This window comes from Betaproteobacteria bacterium, assembly GCA_016720925.1.
Classification (GTDB): Bacteria; Pseudomonadota; Gammaproteobacteria; order Burkholderiales; family Usitatibacteraceae; genus UKL13-2.
Genome location: JADKJR010000005.1, coordinates 394,380 through 410,919, shown reverse-complemented (window position 1 = coordinate 410,919; position 16,540 = coordinate 394,380). Strand labels below are relative to the sequence as shown.

The following is a 16,540-nucleotide window of genomic DNA, read 5'->3' as shown; positions in this document are numbered from 1 at the left end:
ATCCCTTGAATCACGAGTAGCACCCGTTGCAGGTTCACCGCAAATGCGACTGCCGGAACTGTCAAACTTACTGCCTCCCCGGCAAAGCCGAAAGGTCTCCCGCTTACGCTAGATCCGGCTATCGGGCATCGCGCGATTCCATGCAGGTTGTTTCGTCTGATCAGACTAGGACAAGTTTCGGGCGCGGGTGCTAGCCTATAGCGACGAGGCGGGTTGCGTCCGGCCTGCCTTTTCGGAGCAATAGACATGGCTCAACTTCAAGGGAGGGTCGCAATCATCACTGGTGGCGCGCGAGGCATGGGTGCGGCGAGCTCGCGCATCTTCGCCGAAGCCGGTGCGAGGGTTGTAATCACCGATCTACTCGATGCCGAGGGTGAAACGCTCGCCGGCGAGATTGGCGAGGCTGCGAGCTACCGCCATCTTGATGTCGCCGATGAGGACAGTTGGCGCGCACTGGTTGCCGACACCATCCGGCGTCACGGTCAGATCGACGTCCTGGTGAATAATGCCGGTATCCTCGGTGTGTGAGGCACTGGTTAATATGGAAAAGGCGGCGTTCGAAAAGGTCCTGAGCGTCAACCTGACGGGAACATTCCTGCGGAATCAAGACGGTGGCGCCGACGATGATCGCCCGCGGTAAGGGTTCCATCATCAATATTTCTTCGAGCGATGGCCTGCGCGGTGCCAATAGCTTGAGCGCCTATTGTGCCAGTAAATGGGGCATCCGTGGCCTGACCAAGGTCGCGGCGCTGGAGTTAGGCCACCGCGGCGTGCGCGTCAACTCCGTGCATCCAGGCGGAATCAATACACCGATGATCAATGCCGCCAAAGACTCGGTGGAGAAGATGAACCTGCGCTTTCGCGATATCCCGCTGCAGCGGGTGGGTCTGCCGGAAGAGGTCGCCCGTACCACTCTGTTCCTCGCTACTGACGATGCTTCCTATATATGCGGTGCGGAAATCTGCGTCGACGGCGGAGCTGTCGCGGGCGTGTATTACGCGGGGTTGCCCGGGGCGCCGGAAGCCTGATCATGCGCATTCATCGGTGACGTCGACTGCCGTGTCGATCCTGGATTTTTCGGACGTATGAGCATGAAGATTTACACGACCGCTCCGCTGGAAGATCCTCGCGAGGCGCGCACGCTGTACAAGGAACTTGAGGACATCGGCTACGACGGTGGCTTTTCCTTCGAAGCCAAGCACGATCCATTTCTCGCTCTGGCCGTGGCGGCCGAGCACACGAACACGCTGCGTCTGGGCACAGCCATCGCTATTGCCTTCGCCCGTAATCCCATGAACCTGGCTAACCTGGGCTACGATATGCAGTCCATTAGCGGCGGTCGTTTCGTTTTGGGATTGGGTTCCCAGGTGAAGCCACACATCGAGAAGCGCTTCAGTTCCTCCTGGTCCCACCCGGCTGCCCGCATGCGCGAAATCGTGCTGGCGATCAAGGCGATCTGGGACAGCTGGGAGGGCAACGGCTCCCTCAACTTCTCAGGTAGGTTCTACCGACATACCATCATGATCCTGACCTTCAATCCGGGTCCCAATCCGCATGGGCTGCCACCGATCTTCACGGGTGGCTTTGGCCCCTTGATGACCTCAGTTGCTGGCGAAGTGGCGGATGGCTTCATCGCCCACCCCTTCACTACTCGCCGCAGTCTGCTCGAAAACTCGTTGCCCGCCTTGCACAAGGGTCTCGCCAAAGCAGGTCGCCCGCGCAGTGACATCGAGGTTATGTGTGCCACCTTGGTAGTCACGGCAGACACCGAAGAAGCGTTCAAGGCATCCAAGCTTGCCGCCCGCAAGCAACTGGCCTTCTATGGTTCCACCCCGGCCTACCTACCCACTCTGGCCTGCCATGGCTGGGACGCTGTCCATCAGGAACTGAACCGTCTCTCCAAGGAGGGGCGTTGGGATGATATGACCGATTTGATCAGTGACGAGATCCTCAATGAAGTCGCCGTGGTCGGCGAGCGCCACGAGATCGCCGGCAAGTTGCGCGCGCGGCTGGACGGTATCGCCGACAGCGTCAGCATCACCCATAATCGATGTCCGGATCCGGGCCACTGGGCCGACGTCGTGAGGGCAATCAAGGCGACGGTCTGACCGCAACTCATATACCAAAACGAGGAAGTCTCATGTTGTTGGCAGACAAGGTGGTCGTTGTATCTGGCATAGGGCCGGGCCGGGGCGTGAAGCTTGCTGTCGGGGCCGCGCGCCGGTGCCCGCGTCGTGGTCGTTGCCCCGCGCACGCTAGCCAAGCTCGACGATGCCGAGAACCGCATTCACGTCGTTCGAGGGCATTGCGAGGTCCTGAAAATACCCACCGACATCGTCGACCGCGCATTGTCGGCAACTGGTCTGCGTTGCGATCGAACGCTTCGGTCGCATCGATGCGTTGATTAGTAGCGCCTTTTGTAATGGAGCCTTCGAGCCGGTGTCGATCTGCGATCTGGAAAACTGGCGGGAGGTTTTCGAGACCAACATCCTTGGCAACATGGCCCTGCCCCAAGAGACCATCCCGCAGATGAAGCGGCAGGGCAGCGGAGCCATCCTCTTCATCAATACCCAGGCGATCCGCCGCCCGCTCGCCGACGAGGGAGCCTACGCGGCGTCCAAGGGAGCAGTCAAGGTTCTCGCTGCCTATCTGGCTGGCGAAGTGGGGCCGCGGCATACGGGTCAACACACTCCTGCCACGCTGGATGTAGGGCGAACCCGTGCAAGGTTATGTGCGCCAGGTAGCAGCGCAGAAGGACGTCACCGAAGAAAAATCGTCGGCGGCATTGCCGCGGACTTCGCCTTGTGCCGTATCGTCAGCGACGACGAAGTCGCCAATGCAGGGATGATGCTGATCTCAAATTACGCCAGCGCGGGTGACCGGGGCGACGCTCGATGCCAACTGCGGTGATTTTCTGCCTAGATCATGCCTGCTTGTCGACACTACAGTTTGAGCGGTCTGCGCCTCTATTAGCTGGACTGGAGAGCCGCGTACAAGCCTCTGACGAAAACCGGCAGCGGAGTGCTAACCGACGACGCCGGTCACACCTGCGTCGATCAGCCAGCGGATGATGAAATCGGCGCCGCGCTCGACCGAGAGCGAGACGGTATCAATGCGTATCTCGGCCTCCTCCGGTGCCTCGTAGGGTGAGTCGATGCCGGTGAGGTTCTTCAGTTCACCGCGCCGGGCCTTCTTGGTTCGAGCGCGCTCTGTGCCTTCGTATTGCACGGCGAATAAAACGTCGTCCTCTCTTGTTTTGAAAACGAATGCCTCAGGCCATGAAACCGCCATCTACCGCGAGTGCCTGGCCAGTGACGAAACTTGACTTTGGGGAACTCAACCAGATCACGGCATCGGCAACTTCCTCGGCCTTCCCCATCCGTCCAATGGGGCACATCCCGTCCAGATGGGCCTTCATTGCCGGATTCTTGATCAGCGGCTCCGTCATGGGCGTTTCGATCACGCCTGGGCAAACGGCGTTGACGCGGATGCCCAAAGCGGCATAGCGCAAAGCCGCCGATCTGGTCATGCCGACCACGGCGTGCTTGCTGGCGCAGTAGTCCAGACAACCTTTGCCGCTGAGACCTGCGATAGATGCGGTATTCACAATTACTCCACCGCCTTGCTTGAGCATCTGATCGACCTCGTACTTGATGCCGTAAGCGACACCCATCAGGTTGATATCGATAACCCGCCGGAAGACGTCGAGGTCAATCGTCGGGAGTGCATTGCTGATACCCGCGTTATTGAAGGCGCAGTCAAGGCTGCCGAAGGTTTCCACGGTCTTCGCTACCAATGCCGCTACCTCCTGTTCCTTGGCGACGTTGCAGGCCATGAAATGTGCCTCGCCGCCTGCGCCCCGGATCAGCGCTACGGTTTCCTCGCCGGCTGCGTCATTGACATCCGCCACCATGACCATGGCGCCCTCCTGGGCGTAAGCGATCGCCGCAGCGCGGCCAATCCCACCTGCTGCGCCTGTGACCATGGCGACTTTTCCTGCTAGCAACGGACCTGCCATTTTAATTTCCCCTTTTGAGTTGATACTTTACTTCCAAAAAAAAATTTCAGGCGCGCCATGGTGGACTATTTCACGATGATCTCGCCGCGGAGATTGCCGACTCTTGCCTTCCCTCGTCGATCAGCTAACCAATTTCGGCGTCGTGATAACCCAGTTCGCCCAGCACTTCCTCATTATGCTGGCCCAGTGTCGGCGGCAGTCGGTCGACGTTGAAACGGTAGTCGCTCATCTTCACTGGAAAAGCAAAGTAGGGGTAGTGCTCGCCGTCGGGTGCCGGCATATCGACGATCATGCCGCGCGCACGCGGTAGCGGATGCTGCAGAACTTCGTCGATGCGCAACACGGGGCTGATGCAGGCATCGACGCCGGCGAAGATCTCGGTCCATTGCGCCAGGGTCTTGCGCTTGAGCAGGACGGCGATCTGTTCGCGTACCGCGGCACCATCCTTGCCTCTGGCCCAGCCTTTCGCCGCCAGTTCCGGTTGCCCGATGGCGGTGCAGAAGCCTTGCCAGAACTTTGGCTCCAGGGCGCCGACGGCGAGATAACGGCCGTCCGCCGTTTCGTACGTGCCATAACAGGGCAGGCCGCCGGTGAGCACGTCGTCGCCCGACGGGACGGCGCGACCGTAGGTGTTTAGGGCCGCCAGCGGACCCGAATTGAGGGCCAGTGCGCAGTCGGTCATGGAGACGTCGAGTAATCGCCCCTTGCCGCTACGCTGCACATCGAACAATACTGCCAGAATGGTCATTGCTGCCGAAAGCGCGCCACCGGCCAGGTCGGCAATTGGAAAGTTGCCCGGATGTGGCTTGCCCCCTAGTGCCGCGTTTTGTTCGAGGATACCGGCGTAGGACTGGTAGTTGATGTCATGCCCGCCGAGTTCGACGAAGGGCCCATCCTGCCCGTATCCGGTAATGGCGCAATAGACGATCTTCGGATTGACTGCGCGCACCTCGGCGTAGCCGAGGCCGAGCCGCGCCATCACGCCGGGCCTGAAGCCTTCTACCAGGACCTCGCTACGCTCGACCAGCTTCATGACTATGTCACGCGATTGTGGAGCGCGCAAGTTGATTGCCAGAGAGCGTTTGTTGCGGTTGACCATCTGGAAAAAATGCGAAACGCCGGTGCCGGCTGGTCCGCGTCCTGCGTCGCCGGTGCCGGGCGGCTCCAGTTTGAGAACGTCGGCGCCCATATCGGCCAGGTACTGGGTACACATGGGCCCCGGAAGCAACTGGGTGAAATCCAGGACCTTGACGCCCTGCAGCGGTTTTACTGACATGCTCAACGCTCCAGTTCGCGGAATGGAGTTTTGCGATCGGTGCGCACTTCACCAGGCAGCCCTAGCACGCGCTCGGCAATGACGTTCTTGAGGATCTCGTCAGTGCCGCCGGCTAGGCGGACGCCCGGCGCCGACAACCAGAGTCGTTGCATGTAGCGCCATTCTGGACCCAGCGTGTCGTGCGTCAGCAGTCCCTCGGGACCTGCCAGTTCAATGGCGAAACCGGCAATGTCCTGCATGCCTTTGGCGCCTACCAGCTTGGTGATCGACATTTCAGGCCCTGGCGTCTTTCCCTGGGAAACGGCAGTGATCCCCCGCGCCACCAGCAGTTCCAGGCCGTGCATTGTGAGATAGGCGTCGGCGATGCCCGCCTTGACGCGCGCGTCCTCGACTGCCGGGCGGCCATTCCACCGGGCCTTGCGCGCCAGCGCGATGAGTCCTTCATGCAGGTTGGTCGGCAGGTTCCCGCCCACCGAGAGGCGCTCCGTCATGAGTGTGGACAGCATTACCTTCCAGCCGCCGCACTCCGGTCCGAGGCGATGGCTGTCGGCGATGCGTACATCAGTGAAGAAGACCTCGTTGAATTCCGAGTCGCCGGACATCTGGTGGATGGGCCGCACCTCGACTCCCGGCGCCTTCATGTCGACGATGAACATGGTCAGGCCTTCCTGCTTGGGCTTGTCCCAGTCGCTGCGAGCCAGCAGGATGCCGTAGTCGCAAAACTGCGCCGATGACGTCCACACCTTCTGGCCGTTGACGATCCATTCGTCGCCGTGTTTCTCCGCTCGCATGCGTATGCCACCGGTATCCGAACCGGCGCCCGGTTCGGAGAACAGTTGGCACCAGATCTCCTGGCCGGCACTGCCTGGCGGCAGGTAGCGCACCTTCAGCTCCGGCATTGCCCACATCGCCACAGTCGGCAGGCACATGCCCAGGCTGACCTCGAACACCATGCGTGGCACCAGGAACTTCTCTTCCTCCTGGTTGTAGATTACCTGCTGCATTGGCGTGCCGCCGAGACCCCCGACGTGCTTCGGCAAGGCGATGGCAGCGTAGCCGGCCTTGGCTTTCTCGGCCTGCCATGCCTTGGCGGCGGCAAGGCGCTGTTCCTCGCTCATGCCTTCGTCGAAGCGCTCATCGACGCTATGTCGCGGCTGGGCGTTGGCTTCCAGCCATGCGCGCGCCTGAGCGCGGAATACGGCTTCTTCCGGAGTGTCTCTGAAATTCATCATGCGGCTCCCATGATCAATTCATCTCCCAGGCGTGCGCGCCAGGCGTGAACGCTTCCTATCAATTGCCCGAGATAGCGGGCGCGGCGCAGATGCAGATGGCAATCCATCCCCAGGTGTAGCCGATGCCGCCGTGGATCTCGATGCCTTCCTCGGCCGCGTAGTTGTAGGCGGTGGTTGCCGCGACGCGGGCAGCCGCAGCGGCCACCGGCAACTCTGGCGCGTGCGACGACAGCGCCCAGGCACCGTAATAGGCATGTACCCGGGCCATCTCGTTGCGCGTGTAGATGTCGGCCATCTTGTGCTTGATGGCCTGGAAGCCGCCGATCTGGCGACCAAAGGCCTTGCGTTCGAGCGCGTACTCGCGGGACATGTCCAGGACGCGTGAGGCGCCGCCGATCTGTTCGAAGGCCAGGAGTACGGCCGCACCGTCAAGCAGGCGCGGCGTCAGCATGGCCGACCCACCCTGGCCGAGGACCTCTGCCGGGGTGGCAGCGAAAAGAACCTCGGCATAGGGGCGCGTCGGATCGAGGCTCGGTACGGCGCGCCGGCTGACCCCTGGACCGGTCAGGTCAACCAAGAGCAGGTCCTTGCCTGCCTGAAGCACAGCCAAGCCCGCCACGATGCCGTCCGGCAGGGCGCCCCCGCTACCTTCCAGCCTGCCGCCATCGAAGCGCAGCGGAGCGGGCGTCAGGTAGCTTTCCACGCTGCCTAGCGCGGCCGTAGCGATCGTCTCGCCAGAAGCGATGCGCGGCAGCCAGCGCTGTTTCTGGGATTCGCTGCCGCCAAGCAGCAGCGCCTCGGCGGCAAGGAAGATACCGGTCGCAAGTGGTACGGCGGCGAGATGGCGACCGGCCTCCTGCGCCACAAGGCACAGTTCCAGGTAGCCGAGGCCAGCGCCGCCGTAGGCTTCCGGTATTGCGGCAGTGGCGGCACCGTGGCCAGCAGCTGACGCCAGACGGGGGCGCAGTAGGCGGCTGCGCCCTCAAGGGCCTTGCGCACCTCGGCAGAGGTGCTGGTAGTTGCCAGCATCTTGCGTACCTCCTCCTGTAGCAGGCGCTGGTCATCTGAGAAATCGAAATTCACGGTTGTTTCCTAGTTTATCAATGTCAGTTGGCGAGTAGCGGCTTGCGGCCGCGTATCAGATCGGAGGCGCGTTCCGCAATCATGAACGTTGGCGCATTCGTGTTGCCCGAGGGCAGGCAGGGCATGACAGAAGCGTCGACGACGCGCAGGCCGTCAACACCACGTACCCGCAATTCCGGGTCGAGCATCGCATCGACGTCGGAACCCATGCGGCAAGTTCCAACAGGATGGTGGCCGGTAGTCGAGATTTGAACCAGCGCGTCGCGCAATTGAGCCTCGCTGTAGTGTCCGGGGCCGGGATATAACTCGCACTCGATCAGTGCGGCCAGCCCGGGCGTTTTGACGAATTGGCGCAGGATGTTCACGGCGGCGAGTACCGCGTTCCAGTCTTCCTCGTCGCTAAGGTAGTTCGGGTTGACGTTGGCGAGTGCGTCCGGGTCGACCGAAACCCGGCACACGCTGCCGCGCGAGCGGGGGCGCATGTCGCAGGGCGCCAGGGTCATGCCCGGCTGTTTGTGCAGCAGGTTCTCGCCGGTCGCATGCTTGAGGTCTACATCGCCGGTAACCGGCAGGCAATGCACCTGGATATCGGGCCGCGAGAGTGTGGGATCGCTCTTGAAGAACAGCATGACATCGCCGACCGACATGTTCATGGCGCCTTTCTTGAAGAGTATGAAACGCAACAACTCGCGGGCCAGGCGCCAACCTCTCAGGTTGGGGTTATGGCTGGGTCCGCCGGGCTTGAAACGCCAGCCCATGACCAGCACAAGGTGGTCTTGCAGGTTGCTGCCCACGCCTGCGCGGTCGGCCAGAACCGGAATGCCGAAACGCTGCAACTGGTCGCCGGGACCGATGCCGGAGAGCATCAGCAATTGAGGAGAGCGGACGGCTCCAGCCGCCAACAGCGCCTCGCGCCGGGCCTTGACCTGGATCCGCCTGCCGCACTGCAGGTACTCGACACCTGTTGCACGCTTACCTTTGAACAGCACGCGTGTCGCGAGCGCCTTCAGTTCGACCCCCAGATTGGGGCGCTTCATGGCCGGCTTCAAATGGGCATCGGCAGCCGAGCAGCGGCGATGGTCGCGGCCCGTGAGTTGCACCCAACCCATGCCTTCCTGGCTGGCTGCGTTGTAATCGGGATTCACAGGCCAGCCGTATTGGCGCGCGCCGTCCATCAACACGTCGCCGAAGCGCGACGGTTCGAAGCCTGGCGACAACTGCAGCGGACCGCCCTTGCCGCGACCGGTGCCGGACGCGCCCGACCAGTCCTCACCGCGGATGAAGTAGGGTAGGACTTCCTTCCAGCTCCAGCCGCGGGCGCCGGCTGACGCCCAGCCGTCGAAGTCCTCGGGTTGACCGCGCACATAGACCAGGCCGTTAATCGAAGACGATCCGCCCATCACCTTGCCGCGCGGCATGACCATCGACCGACCCCGCAAAGCATTGGCCGGAACGGTCTGATGCACCCAGGCCAGTTTCGGATCGAGCATGGCTTGGGTCCAGCCGGCGGGAATCTTGATCAGCATGGCATTGTCCTTGCCCCCGGCTTCTAGCAGCAGGACCGCAATATCCGGATCCTCGGTCAGGCGGCTGGCCAGCACACAGCCCGCCGCGCCGCCGCCGACGATGATGTAATCGTAGCCGTCTGCATGCATCGCCGGTGTGTTCCCGTAAGTTACCTTCAGGCCCTGCTTAGCGCGGGTGGTGTGATGCGTTTGGCGCCGTAGAAGGTCTTCCCGCGCGCCGCCATATCGCGCAGCAAGGCCGGAGCGGCAAAGCGCTTGCCGTAAGCTGCCTGCAGGCGATCGCACTCCGCCAGCACCTGCGGCAAGCCGATGGTGTCCATCATTGCAAAGGGACCGCCAAGATAGGCCGGAAAGCCGACGCCCAGAATCGATCCGACATCACCGTCAGCGGCCTCGATGACGATTCCTTCGGCGAAGCAGTTGGCGGCCTCGATGAGTTGCGCATAGAACATGCGTACCTTGATCTCATCGACGGTCGGCTGATGTGGTGAGCGCGGCCAGTGCTCGACGAGGCCCGGCCAAAGCTTCTTGTTGCCGTCGGCGCTGTAGTCGAAGTAGCCCTTGCGGTTCTTGCGACCGTAGCGGCCAAGCTTGCCTGCCATCAGTTCGATGATCTTGAAGGAGGTGCTGGGCACATGTTGGTCGCCATGGTCCTTGGCCTGCGACTGGCTGGCGTGATAGGCGACATCGAGGCCGATCTCGTCGCCGATGCTGAGCGGGCCTACGGGCAGGCCGGCCATCTTTGCCGCGTTTTCGATCAGGGCCGGGTTCACGCCTTCCGCCAGCATGTTCATGCTCTCGCTCATGTAGGCGCCGATGAAGCGGCTGGTGAAGAAGCCCGGACCGTCATTGACCACGATGGGCGTCTTCTTCATCAGTGCAACGAAGTCGAGCGTGCGGGCCAGCGTTTCATCCGAGGTTTTCACGCCGCGGATCACTTCCACCAGGGGCATGCGCTCCACCGGCGAGAAGAAGTGCATGCCGATGAAGTTCTGCGGGCGAGAGCTGTTTGCGGCGAGGCTGGTGATCGATAGTCCCGAGGTATTGGAACCGATTACAGCATTCCCTGGAAGCACCGCTTCCAGCATCCTGGTCACTTCCGCCTTAACGCCGCGATCCTCGAATACGGCCTCGACTACCAGTTCGACGCCGGCCAATGCCGCGTAGTCGGTGCCGGGGTGGATGCGTGCCAGGATGGCATCGGCCTTTTCGCGCGTCATGCGCCTCTTCTCGATGTCGCGCTCGAGACGCTTGACGCTGTATGCCTTGCCCTTTTCGGCGGCTTCCTGGTCGCGGTCGAGCAGCACCACTTCCACGCCAAGTTGCGCGCAACTATAGGCTAAGCCTGCGCCCATAAGGCCGGCGCCAAGCACGCCGATCTTCTCGTACGTGGTACGCGGGTAGCCTTCCGGCCGCCGCGCCAGTTTGTCGGCTTTGCCCTTGTTCACGAAGAGGGTGCGGATCATGTTGCGCGAGACGGCGCCGCGGCTGAGTTGCGTCATGTACTTGCTCTCGACGCGCAGGGCCTTGTCCATCGGCAACTGCGGACCTTCGTATAGGCAGGAGAGAATGGCCAGCGGGGCAGGCATATTGTGGTAAGTCTTGGCCTGCAGCAGGGCGATGGCCACCACCAGCATCTGCGCCACGGCCGGGGCCATGGGGCCGGCGCCCCCAGGAACGCGGTAGTCTTTCTTGTCCCAGGGCTGAACTGGGTCGCCGCTTTCGAGTATCCAGCGCTTGGCGGCTGCCAGTACCATGTCGGAAGGTACGACCTGGTGCACAAGGCCCATTTTAAGCGCCTCGTCGGGCTTGATCCTCTGGCCTTCCATCAGTAAGGGCATGGCCGCTTGGATGCCGATTAGACGAGGCACGCGCTGCGTGCCGCCACCACCGGGCAGAAGGCCCACCATTACCTCCGGCAGCCCGATGACGATACCCTTAGCGTCGGACATGACTCTATGGTGACAGGCCAGCGCCACTTCCGTGCCACCGCCCAGGGCCATGCCGTTGATGGCGCAGGCGAAAGGTTTGCCGCAAGTTTCCATGCGGCGCAGTAGTTTGGAGAACGAAAAATTCTGCTCCAGCGCCTCGGCCAGAGGCACGTCCTGTTGATGATCGGCCATTTCCTCCATCAGCTTGAGGTCGGCGCCGGCGACGAACACCGGCTTGCCTGACGCGATCACCGCGCCCTTGATCGCGGGATCGCTGGCAACGCGCTCGATGCAGTCAGAAAGCTCCTCCATGAACAGGAAGTCGATGACGTTCATGGTGTTGTCCTGGCGGTCGATGACCAGCGTGGCAACGCCTTCGCTGTCGACCGAGAATTCAAAGACTTGATTCATCTGTATGTCCCCCCGCGTATCCGGTTCGCGCTCAGACGAGCTCGATAATTGTGGCGCTGCCCATGCCGGCCGCCTCGCACAGACTGACCAACCCGGTGGCCGCCTGCCGGCGCTCCATTTCATCGAGGAGAGTGCCGAGAATCATGCCGCCCGTGGCGCCGAGCGGATGACCCATTGCGATGGCCCCGCCATTGACGTTGATCCTGTCGTGCGGCACGTCGAGGCGCTGCATCAGGCACAGCACCACGGAGGAGAACGCTTCATTGAGTTCCCACAAAGCCACATCTTTGACTTCCATGCCGGTCTTTCTCAGCGCCTTCTGCGCGGCGTGACTGGGTGCGTCGAGCATCAGCGTCGGCTCAGAGCCGACGGTGGCTGTTGCACGGATGCGCGCGCGCGGCTTGAGGCCGAGCCTGGCTCCGATTTCCCGATTGCCGACGAGTACGGCAGAAGCGCCATCAACGATGCCGGAACTGTTGCCGGCATGGTGGATATGTTCTATCTCCTCTAGTTCTGGATAGCGCTGGAGGGCGACACTGTCGAAGCCATACTTGAGCCCGAGGTCGGTGAAGGACGCCTTAAGGGCCGCAAGCGAATCCAGCGTGGTGTCCGGCCGGATGAATTCATCCCGGTCGAGTACCGGGAGTCCAAGCACATCCTTGACCGAGACGATGGAGCGGTCGAACCAGCCCTGTTCCCTGGCGTTGGCCGCTCGCTTCTGGCTGTCAACAGCGTAGGCGTCACATTGCCGGCGATTGAATCCGCACTTTGTGGCGAGCAAGTCGGCGCTGATGCCCTGCATGACGAAGTACGTCTTGAAGGCGACCTGCGGATCGAGCGCCCAAGCACCGCCGTCGCTGCCCATAGGCACGCGCGACATGCTCTCTACGCCGCCGCCAATGGCTAGGTCGATCTGGTCGCCGGCGATCTTTGCCGCAGCAAAATTCACTGCTTCCAGGCCGGAGCCGCAGTAACGGTTGATCTGCATGCCGGGCACGCTATCGGGATAGTCAGCGACCAGCGCGGCGATGCGCGCGATGTTGCCGCCCTGTTCGCCCACCGGCACGACGCAACCGAGAATCACGTCTTCCACCAGGCCGGTGTCGAGCCGGTTTCTATCGCGCAGTGCCTGCAGCATTTGTGCTGCGAGCTGCACGGGCGTTATCTCGTGCAGGCTGCCGTCCGGTTTGCCGCGGCCACGCGGTGTGCGCACATGGTCGTAAATGAAGACTTCAGCCATTTGCTCTCCCGTTGATAAAAGTTGGGGATGCGATGGCCCTAATCTCGCCTTGACCATGCAACGAGGCTAACGTTAATGCGGTCAGGTCTGCTATATGGGTGCAAAATACCCAAAATGGGCGCATTGGGCCAATACTCCGTAAGAATGATCTTCGCCGCAGGTTATCTTTTCGATCAATTCTAGGGGAACATACTATGGGCAAACTGTATGAGCGTGTCGCCATCGTCACGGGCGGAGGCGCGGGCATCGGCAAGGGCATCGCGCGCCGCTTCTGCGCCGAGGGTGCAACAGTCGTAGTGGCCGAATACAACGAGAGCACGGGGGCGGCGACTGTCGCGGAATTGCAGCAGGACTTTGGTGCCCGTGCGGAGTTTCTCTGTGTCGATGTGAGCGACAAGCAACAGGTCATGGCGATGGTCGCGGCGACGGTCAAGCGTTTCGGTCGGGTGGATATCCTGGTTAACAACGCTTGGGCGAAGAGACCCGGTTCGATCGGTTTCAACCCGGTGGAGAAAAATACCGACGAGGATATGGAGCACGCCTTTCGCATCGGCTGTATGGCCGCTTTCTGGTCCATGCAGGCAGTGTTTCCGCATATGCGCGACCAAGCGTGGGGCCGTATCATCAACATGGCTTCACTTAATGGCGTCAACGCCCATCCCTACACGCTTGACTACAACTCGGCCAAGGAGGCGCTGCGCGCACTGACGCGAACTGCGGCGCGGGAATGGGGCAAGCATCAGATATGCTGCAATATCATCTGCCCGGCAGCGGCTACAGATGCCTACAAGGTGTTTGCAATGGCACAACCGGAGAACGCCGCAGCCATCACACGCATGAATCCGATGGGGCGCATGGGCGATCCCGAGTTGGATATCGGCGGCATCGCCGTCTTTCTGGCGAGCGAGGATGCCCGTTTTCTGACCGGCAATACGCTCTTCGCCGATGGCGGAGCGCATATCAACGGCGTCAACTGGATGCCAGACAGAGGCTGAATCGCTCCTTTCGCGCCAGAATGCATTGTCGACCTTGTATTTTGCCGTCCTCATCTAAATGAGGTATGACATCGGGTCTTGGCGGAGCGATGCTGCAGGCTAAATGGCAATCGTCCAGGAGACCGTTTTGTCGAATAACTATTCCGCATCCCGTCCGCTGCGTCTGAAAGAAGTTGCGCGCTGGGACATAGAAACGGATGTGGCCATTGTCGGCTTTGGCATCGCTGGCGCCTGCGCGGCGATAGAAGCCCACAAGGCGGGCGCCAAGGTTTGCATTCTGGAAGTCGCGGCCGCCGCCGGGGGCAGTGCAGCGCTTTCCGGCGGTGAATTCTACCTAGGGGGAAGCGGAGGCACACCGGTGCAAAGGGCCGCCGGGTTCGAGGATGCCACGGAAGATTTTTATAAGTATTTGATGCTGTCCGGCGGACCGGGAGCCGATGAAGCACGAGTGCGCCTCTATGCGGACAACGCCGTTGCCCATTATCAGTGGCTCAACGACCAGGGCATTCCCTTCAAGGGCACCTACCTGCCGGGCAAATGGCTGGAACCCAGCGTACGCATCGATGGTGAGCCGCGCACGGTGCGTGCACGCAAAGGCGTCATACTCTGTGCCGGGGGCTACATCTGCAATGAGGAAATGCTTCGTCGCTACACGCCGCAGGCGCTGGGCTGCCCGAATCCGACCACGGGCGGCAACGACGACGGGTCAGGCATACGCATGGGCATCTCGGTAGGCGCCGCTGCCATCCACATGGACCAGTTCTTCGCTACACGCCCCTTCTTCCCGCCGGATTCGCTAGTCAAGGGCATTTTCATCAACGAGAACGGGCAGCGCTTCATAAACGAGGATGCCTACCATGGTCGCGTCACGCATTACATGCTACGCCAACCCAACGGCCGTGTATGGCTGCTGGTGGATAACAGCATCTTCAATCGGCCAGTGATCAAGCCCGACATCGACATCGCCGCGGTCGGCGAGACCTGGGATGAAGTGGAACGCGAGTTGGGGCTACCGCAGGGGGAACTGACACATACAGTAGCCTGCTACAACCGCAATGCCGAGCAGGGGCTCGATCCGCTGTGGCACAAGGAAGCGGAGTTCCTCAACCCCTAGTCGAGCCGCCTTTTGCGGCGATGAGCTTTTGCGAACGCGACTACCCAGCCTCGTTCTTTACGCTTGGCGGCCTTTCCACGCTGACCACTGGTCAGGTGCTGAACGCCGCCGGCAAGTTGATCGAAGGGCTGTATGCCGCAGGGCGCACGGCCTGTGGTTTGCCGCGCTGGGGTGAAGGTTATTCCTCCGGGATGTCGCTGGGCGACTCGAGTTTTTTGGCCGCCAGGCAGGACGCCATGCCGCTGGCGGCGCATGATTTTCAATCAGACCAAAGTGGAAAGCAGTGATGACACCTGATGAGATAATCGCCTTCGAGGCGAAAGTGCACGCCTATGTCGGGCGCGAGGTCAGCGAGCCCAAGAGAGGCAAGGACGACGTCAACAAGGCCATGATCCGGCACTGGGCCGAAGTGATGGGTGATGAGAATCCCGTTTATACGGATGAGGCCTATGCCGCGGCGTCGAGCAAGCGCGGCATCATTGCGCCGCCGACCATGCTGCTGACTTGGACCATGGAGGGCTATTCCATGTGCCAGACTCCGGAGATCGACGTGCAGCGCGAACTGCACTTAATCTTTGATGTGCACGGTTTCGTCGGTGTCCTTGGCACCAATACCAGGACCGAGTACTACCGTGATTTGCGTCCTGGCGACCAGATCACGTCGCACACGGTCATCGACAATATCTCGGATCGCAAGAACACCGCGCGAGGCGTCGGCTATTTCATCGAGACCGTTGCCCGGTTTACCGACCAGAACGGTGAGGAGATCGGTCGCCAGGTGTTTCGCGTGCTGAAATTCCAGCCCAATGCTGCCACGGCGGAAGCCAAGGCGGGCACGCTTGACGACGCCGCTCCGAAGGCGCCGGCGCGCATCCAGGCGCCGCGAGGACACGACAGTGCATGGTGGTGGGAAGGCGTCGACGAGGGCAAGCTACTTATTCAGCGCTGCACACAGTGCGGTACGTTGCGTCATCCTCCGCGCCCGATGTGCGGCATTTGCAATTCGACGCAATGGGACTCGATCGAGTCTCGGCTGGAAGGAGAAGTTTTCAGCTTCACGGAACTCAATTATCCGAGATTCCCCGGTTATCCCTATCCCCTCGTATGCGGGCTCATTGAGCTGAGCGAAGGCACGCGCCTGGTAGCTAATATTGTCGGGTGCGATGCGGACAAGGTTTTTATTGGCATGAAGGTGAAGGGCAAGGTGGAACGTGTCGACGACAAGACGGTGCTGCCGAACTTCTACCCGGCCTGAGCCCATTAACAGCATAGCGAGACGAGACCATGAACAAAACTACACGCCGCTTCGCCAGCGTCGCCGTCGGCGAGAAATTGCCGCCGCTGGCGATTTCCCTCACTGCAGGCCTGATCATAGGCGGCGCCATCGTGTCGCGCGATTTCACGCCAGTGCATCACGACAAGAAAGCTGCGCAGGCGGTTGGTTTGCCCGATGTCTTCATGAACATCCTGACCAGCAACGGACTGATGGGGCGTTACGTGACCGACTGGGCCGGCCCCGAGTGCACTCTGAAGGCCATCGACGTCAAGCTTGGCGCGCCCAACCTGCCCGGCTTCGTAATGACCATCTGCGGCGAGGTGAAGTCAAAAGATGATGCCGCCGGCACGGTGGATATTGCCGTCAGCGGCGACAACAATGTCTGGGGCACGCATATGTCAGGCAGTGTGCGCGTTGCCCTGCCCAAGGAGGCTTGAG

At 61.4% G+C, this 16,540-nt stretch carries 11 protein-coding genes and 4 pseudogenes; 7 read left to right on the top strand and 8 right to left on the bottom strand.

What is annotated here, in order from left to right; all coding sequences use genetic code 11:
• The first annotated feature begins 246 nt into the window (after positions 1–246).
• The 3 genes and pseudogenes from IPP88_10015 to IPP88_10005 all read left to right on the top strand — a co-directional run bounded on the left by IPP88_10015 (position 247) and on the right by IPP88_10005 (position 2,953).
• Positions 247–1,028 (top strand): annotated as a pseudogene (locus tag IPP88_10015) (glucose 1-dehydrogenase).
• A gap of 63 nt (positions 1,029–1,091) precedes the next feature.
• Entirely contained in the window at positions 1,092–2,108 is a 1,017-nt protein-coding gene (locus IPP88_10010; protein ID MBL0123031.1) for a TIGR03617 family F420-dependent LLM class oxidoreductase, read from the top strand.
• Positions 2,109–2,140: 32 nt separating this feature from the next.
• Positions 2,141–2,953 (top strand): annotated as a pseudogene (locus IPP88_10005) (SDR family oxidoreductase).
• Between the two features lie 71 nt (positions 2,954–3,024).
• Here IPP88_10005 and IPP88_10000 read toward each other — a convergent pair.
• From IPP88_10000 to IPP88_09965, 8 genes and pseudogenes are all read right to left on the bottom strand, one after another.
• Entirely contained in the window at positions 3,025–3,291 is a 267-nt protein-coding gene (locus IPP88_10000; protein MBL0123030.1) for an adenylyl-sulfate kinase, read from the bottom strand.
• Positions 3,272–4,018 carry a glucose 1-dehydrogenase gene (locus tag IPP88_09995; GenBank protein MBL0123029.1) on the bottom strand — a complete coding sequence of 249 codons (747 nt, stop codon included), beginning with the start codon at positions 4,016–4,018 and terminating at the stop codon, positions 3,272–3,274. Before IPP88_09995 ends, IPP88_10000 begins: the two co-directional genes overlap by 20 nt.
• Positions 4,019–4,142: 124 nt before the next feature.
• Positions 4,143–5,294 (bottom strand): CoA transferase, encoded by a 1,152-nt coding sequence (locus IPP88_09990; GenBank protein ID MBL0123028.1) that lies wholly within the window; start codon positions 5,292–5,294, stop codon positions 4,143–4,145.
• 2 nt (positions 5,295–5,296) lie between these two features.
• Positions 5,297–6,523, bottom strand: a complete 1,227-nt coding sequence (locus IPP88_09985; protein ID MBL0123027.1) for an acyl-CoA dehydrogenase family protein — start codon at positions 6,521–6,523, stop codon at positions 5,297–5,299.
• A pseudogene (locus tag IPP88_09980) lies at positions 6,523–7,609 on the bottom strand (acyl-CoA/acyl-ACP dehydrogenase). Before IPP88_09980 ends, IPP88_09985 begins: the two are co-directional and overlap by 1 nt.
• A 23-nt stretch (positions 7,610–7,632) precedes the next feature.
• Positions 7,633–9,264, bottom strand: coding sequence for a GMC family oxidoreductase N-terminal domain-containing protein (locus IPP88_09975; GenBank protein MBL0123026.1), 1,632 nt, complete (start codon positions 9,262–9,264; stop codon positions 7,633–7,635).
• A gap of 26 nt (positions 9,265–9,290) precedes the next feature.
• Positions 9,291–11,477, bottom strand: coding sequence for an enoyl-CoA hydratase/isomerase family protein (locus tag IPP88_09970; GenBank protein ID MBL0123025.1), 2,187 nt, complete (start codon positions 11,475–11,477; stop codon positions 9,291–9,293).
• Positions 11,478–11,508: 31 nt separating this feature from the next.
• Positions 11,509–12,717, bottom strand: coding sequence for an acetyl-CoA C-acetyltransferase (locus tag IPP88_09965; GenBank protein ID MBL0123024.1), 1,209 nt, complete (start codon positions 12,715–12,717; stop codon positions 11,509–11,511).
• A gap of 194 nt (positions 12,718–12,911) precedes the next feature.
• Here IPP88_09965 and IPP88_09960 point away from each other — a divergent pair, with 194 nt between their 5' ends.
• The 4 genes and pseudogenes from IPP88_09960 to IPP88_09945 all read left to right on the top strand — a co-directional run bounded on the left by IPP88_09960 (position 12,912) and on the right by IPP88_09945 (position 16,539).
• Positions 12,912–13,712: an SDR family oxidoreductase gene (locus IPP88_09960; GenBank protein ID MBL0123023.1), complete on the top strand. Its 801-nt coding sequence runs from the start codon at positions 12,912–12,914 to the stop codon at positions 13,710–13,712.
• Positions 13,713–13,839: 127 nt separating this feature from the next.
• A pseudogene (locus tag IPP88_09955) lies at positions 13,840–15,082 on the top strand (FAD-dependent oxidoreductase).
• 30 nt (positions 15,083–15,112) lie between these two features.
• Positions 15,113–16,081, top strand: a complete 969-nt coding sequence (locus tag IPP88_09950; GenBank protein ID MBL0123022.1) for a MaoC family dehydratase N-terminal domain-containing protein — start codon at positions 15,113–15,115, stop codon at positions 16,079–16,081.
• A 29-nt stretch (positions 16,082–16,110) separates the two neighbouring features.
• Positions 16,111–16,539 (top strand): acyl dehydratase, encoded by a 429-nt coding sequence (locus tag IPP88_09945; protein ID MBL0123021.1) that lies wholly within the window; start codon positions 16,111–16,113, stop codon positions 16,537–16,539.
• Position 16,540: the final 1 nt, after the last annotated feature.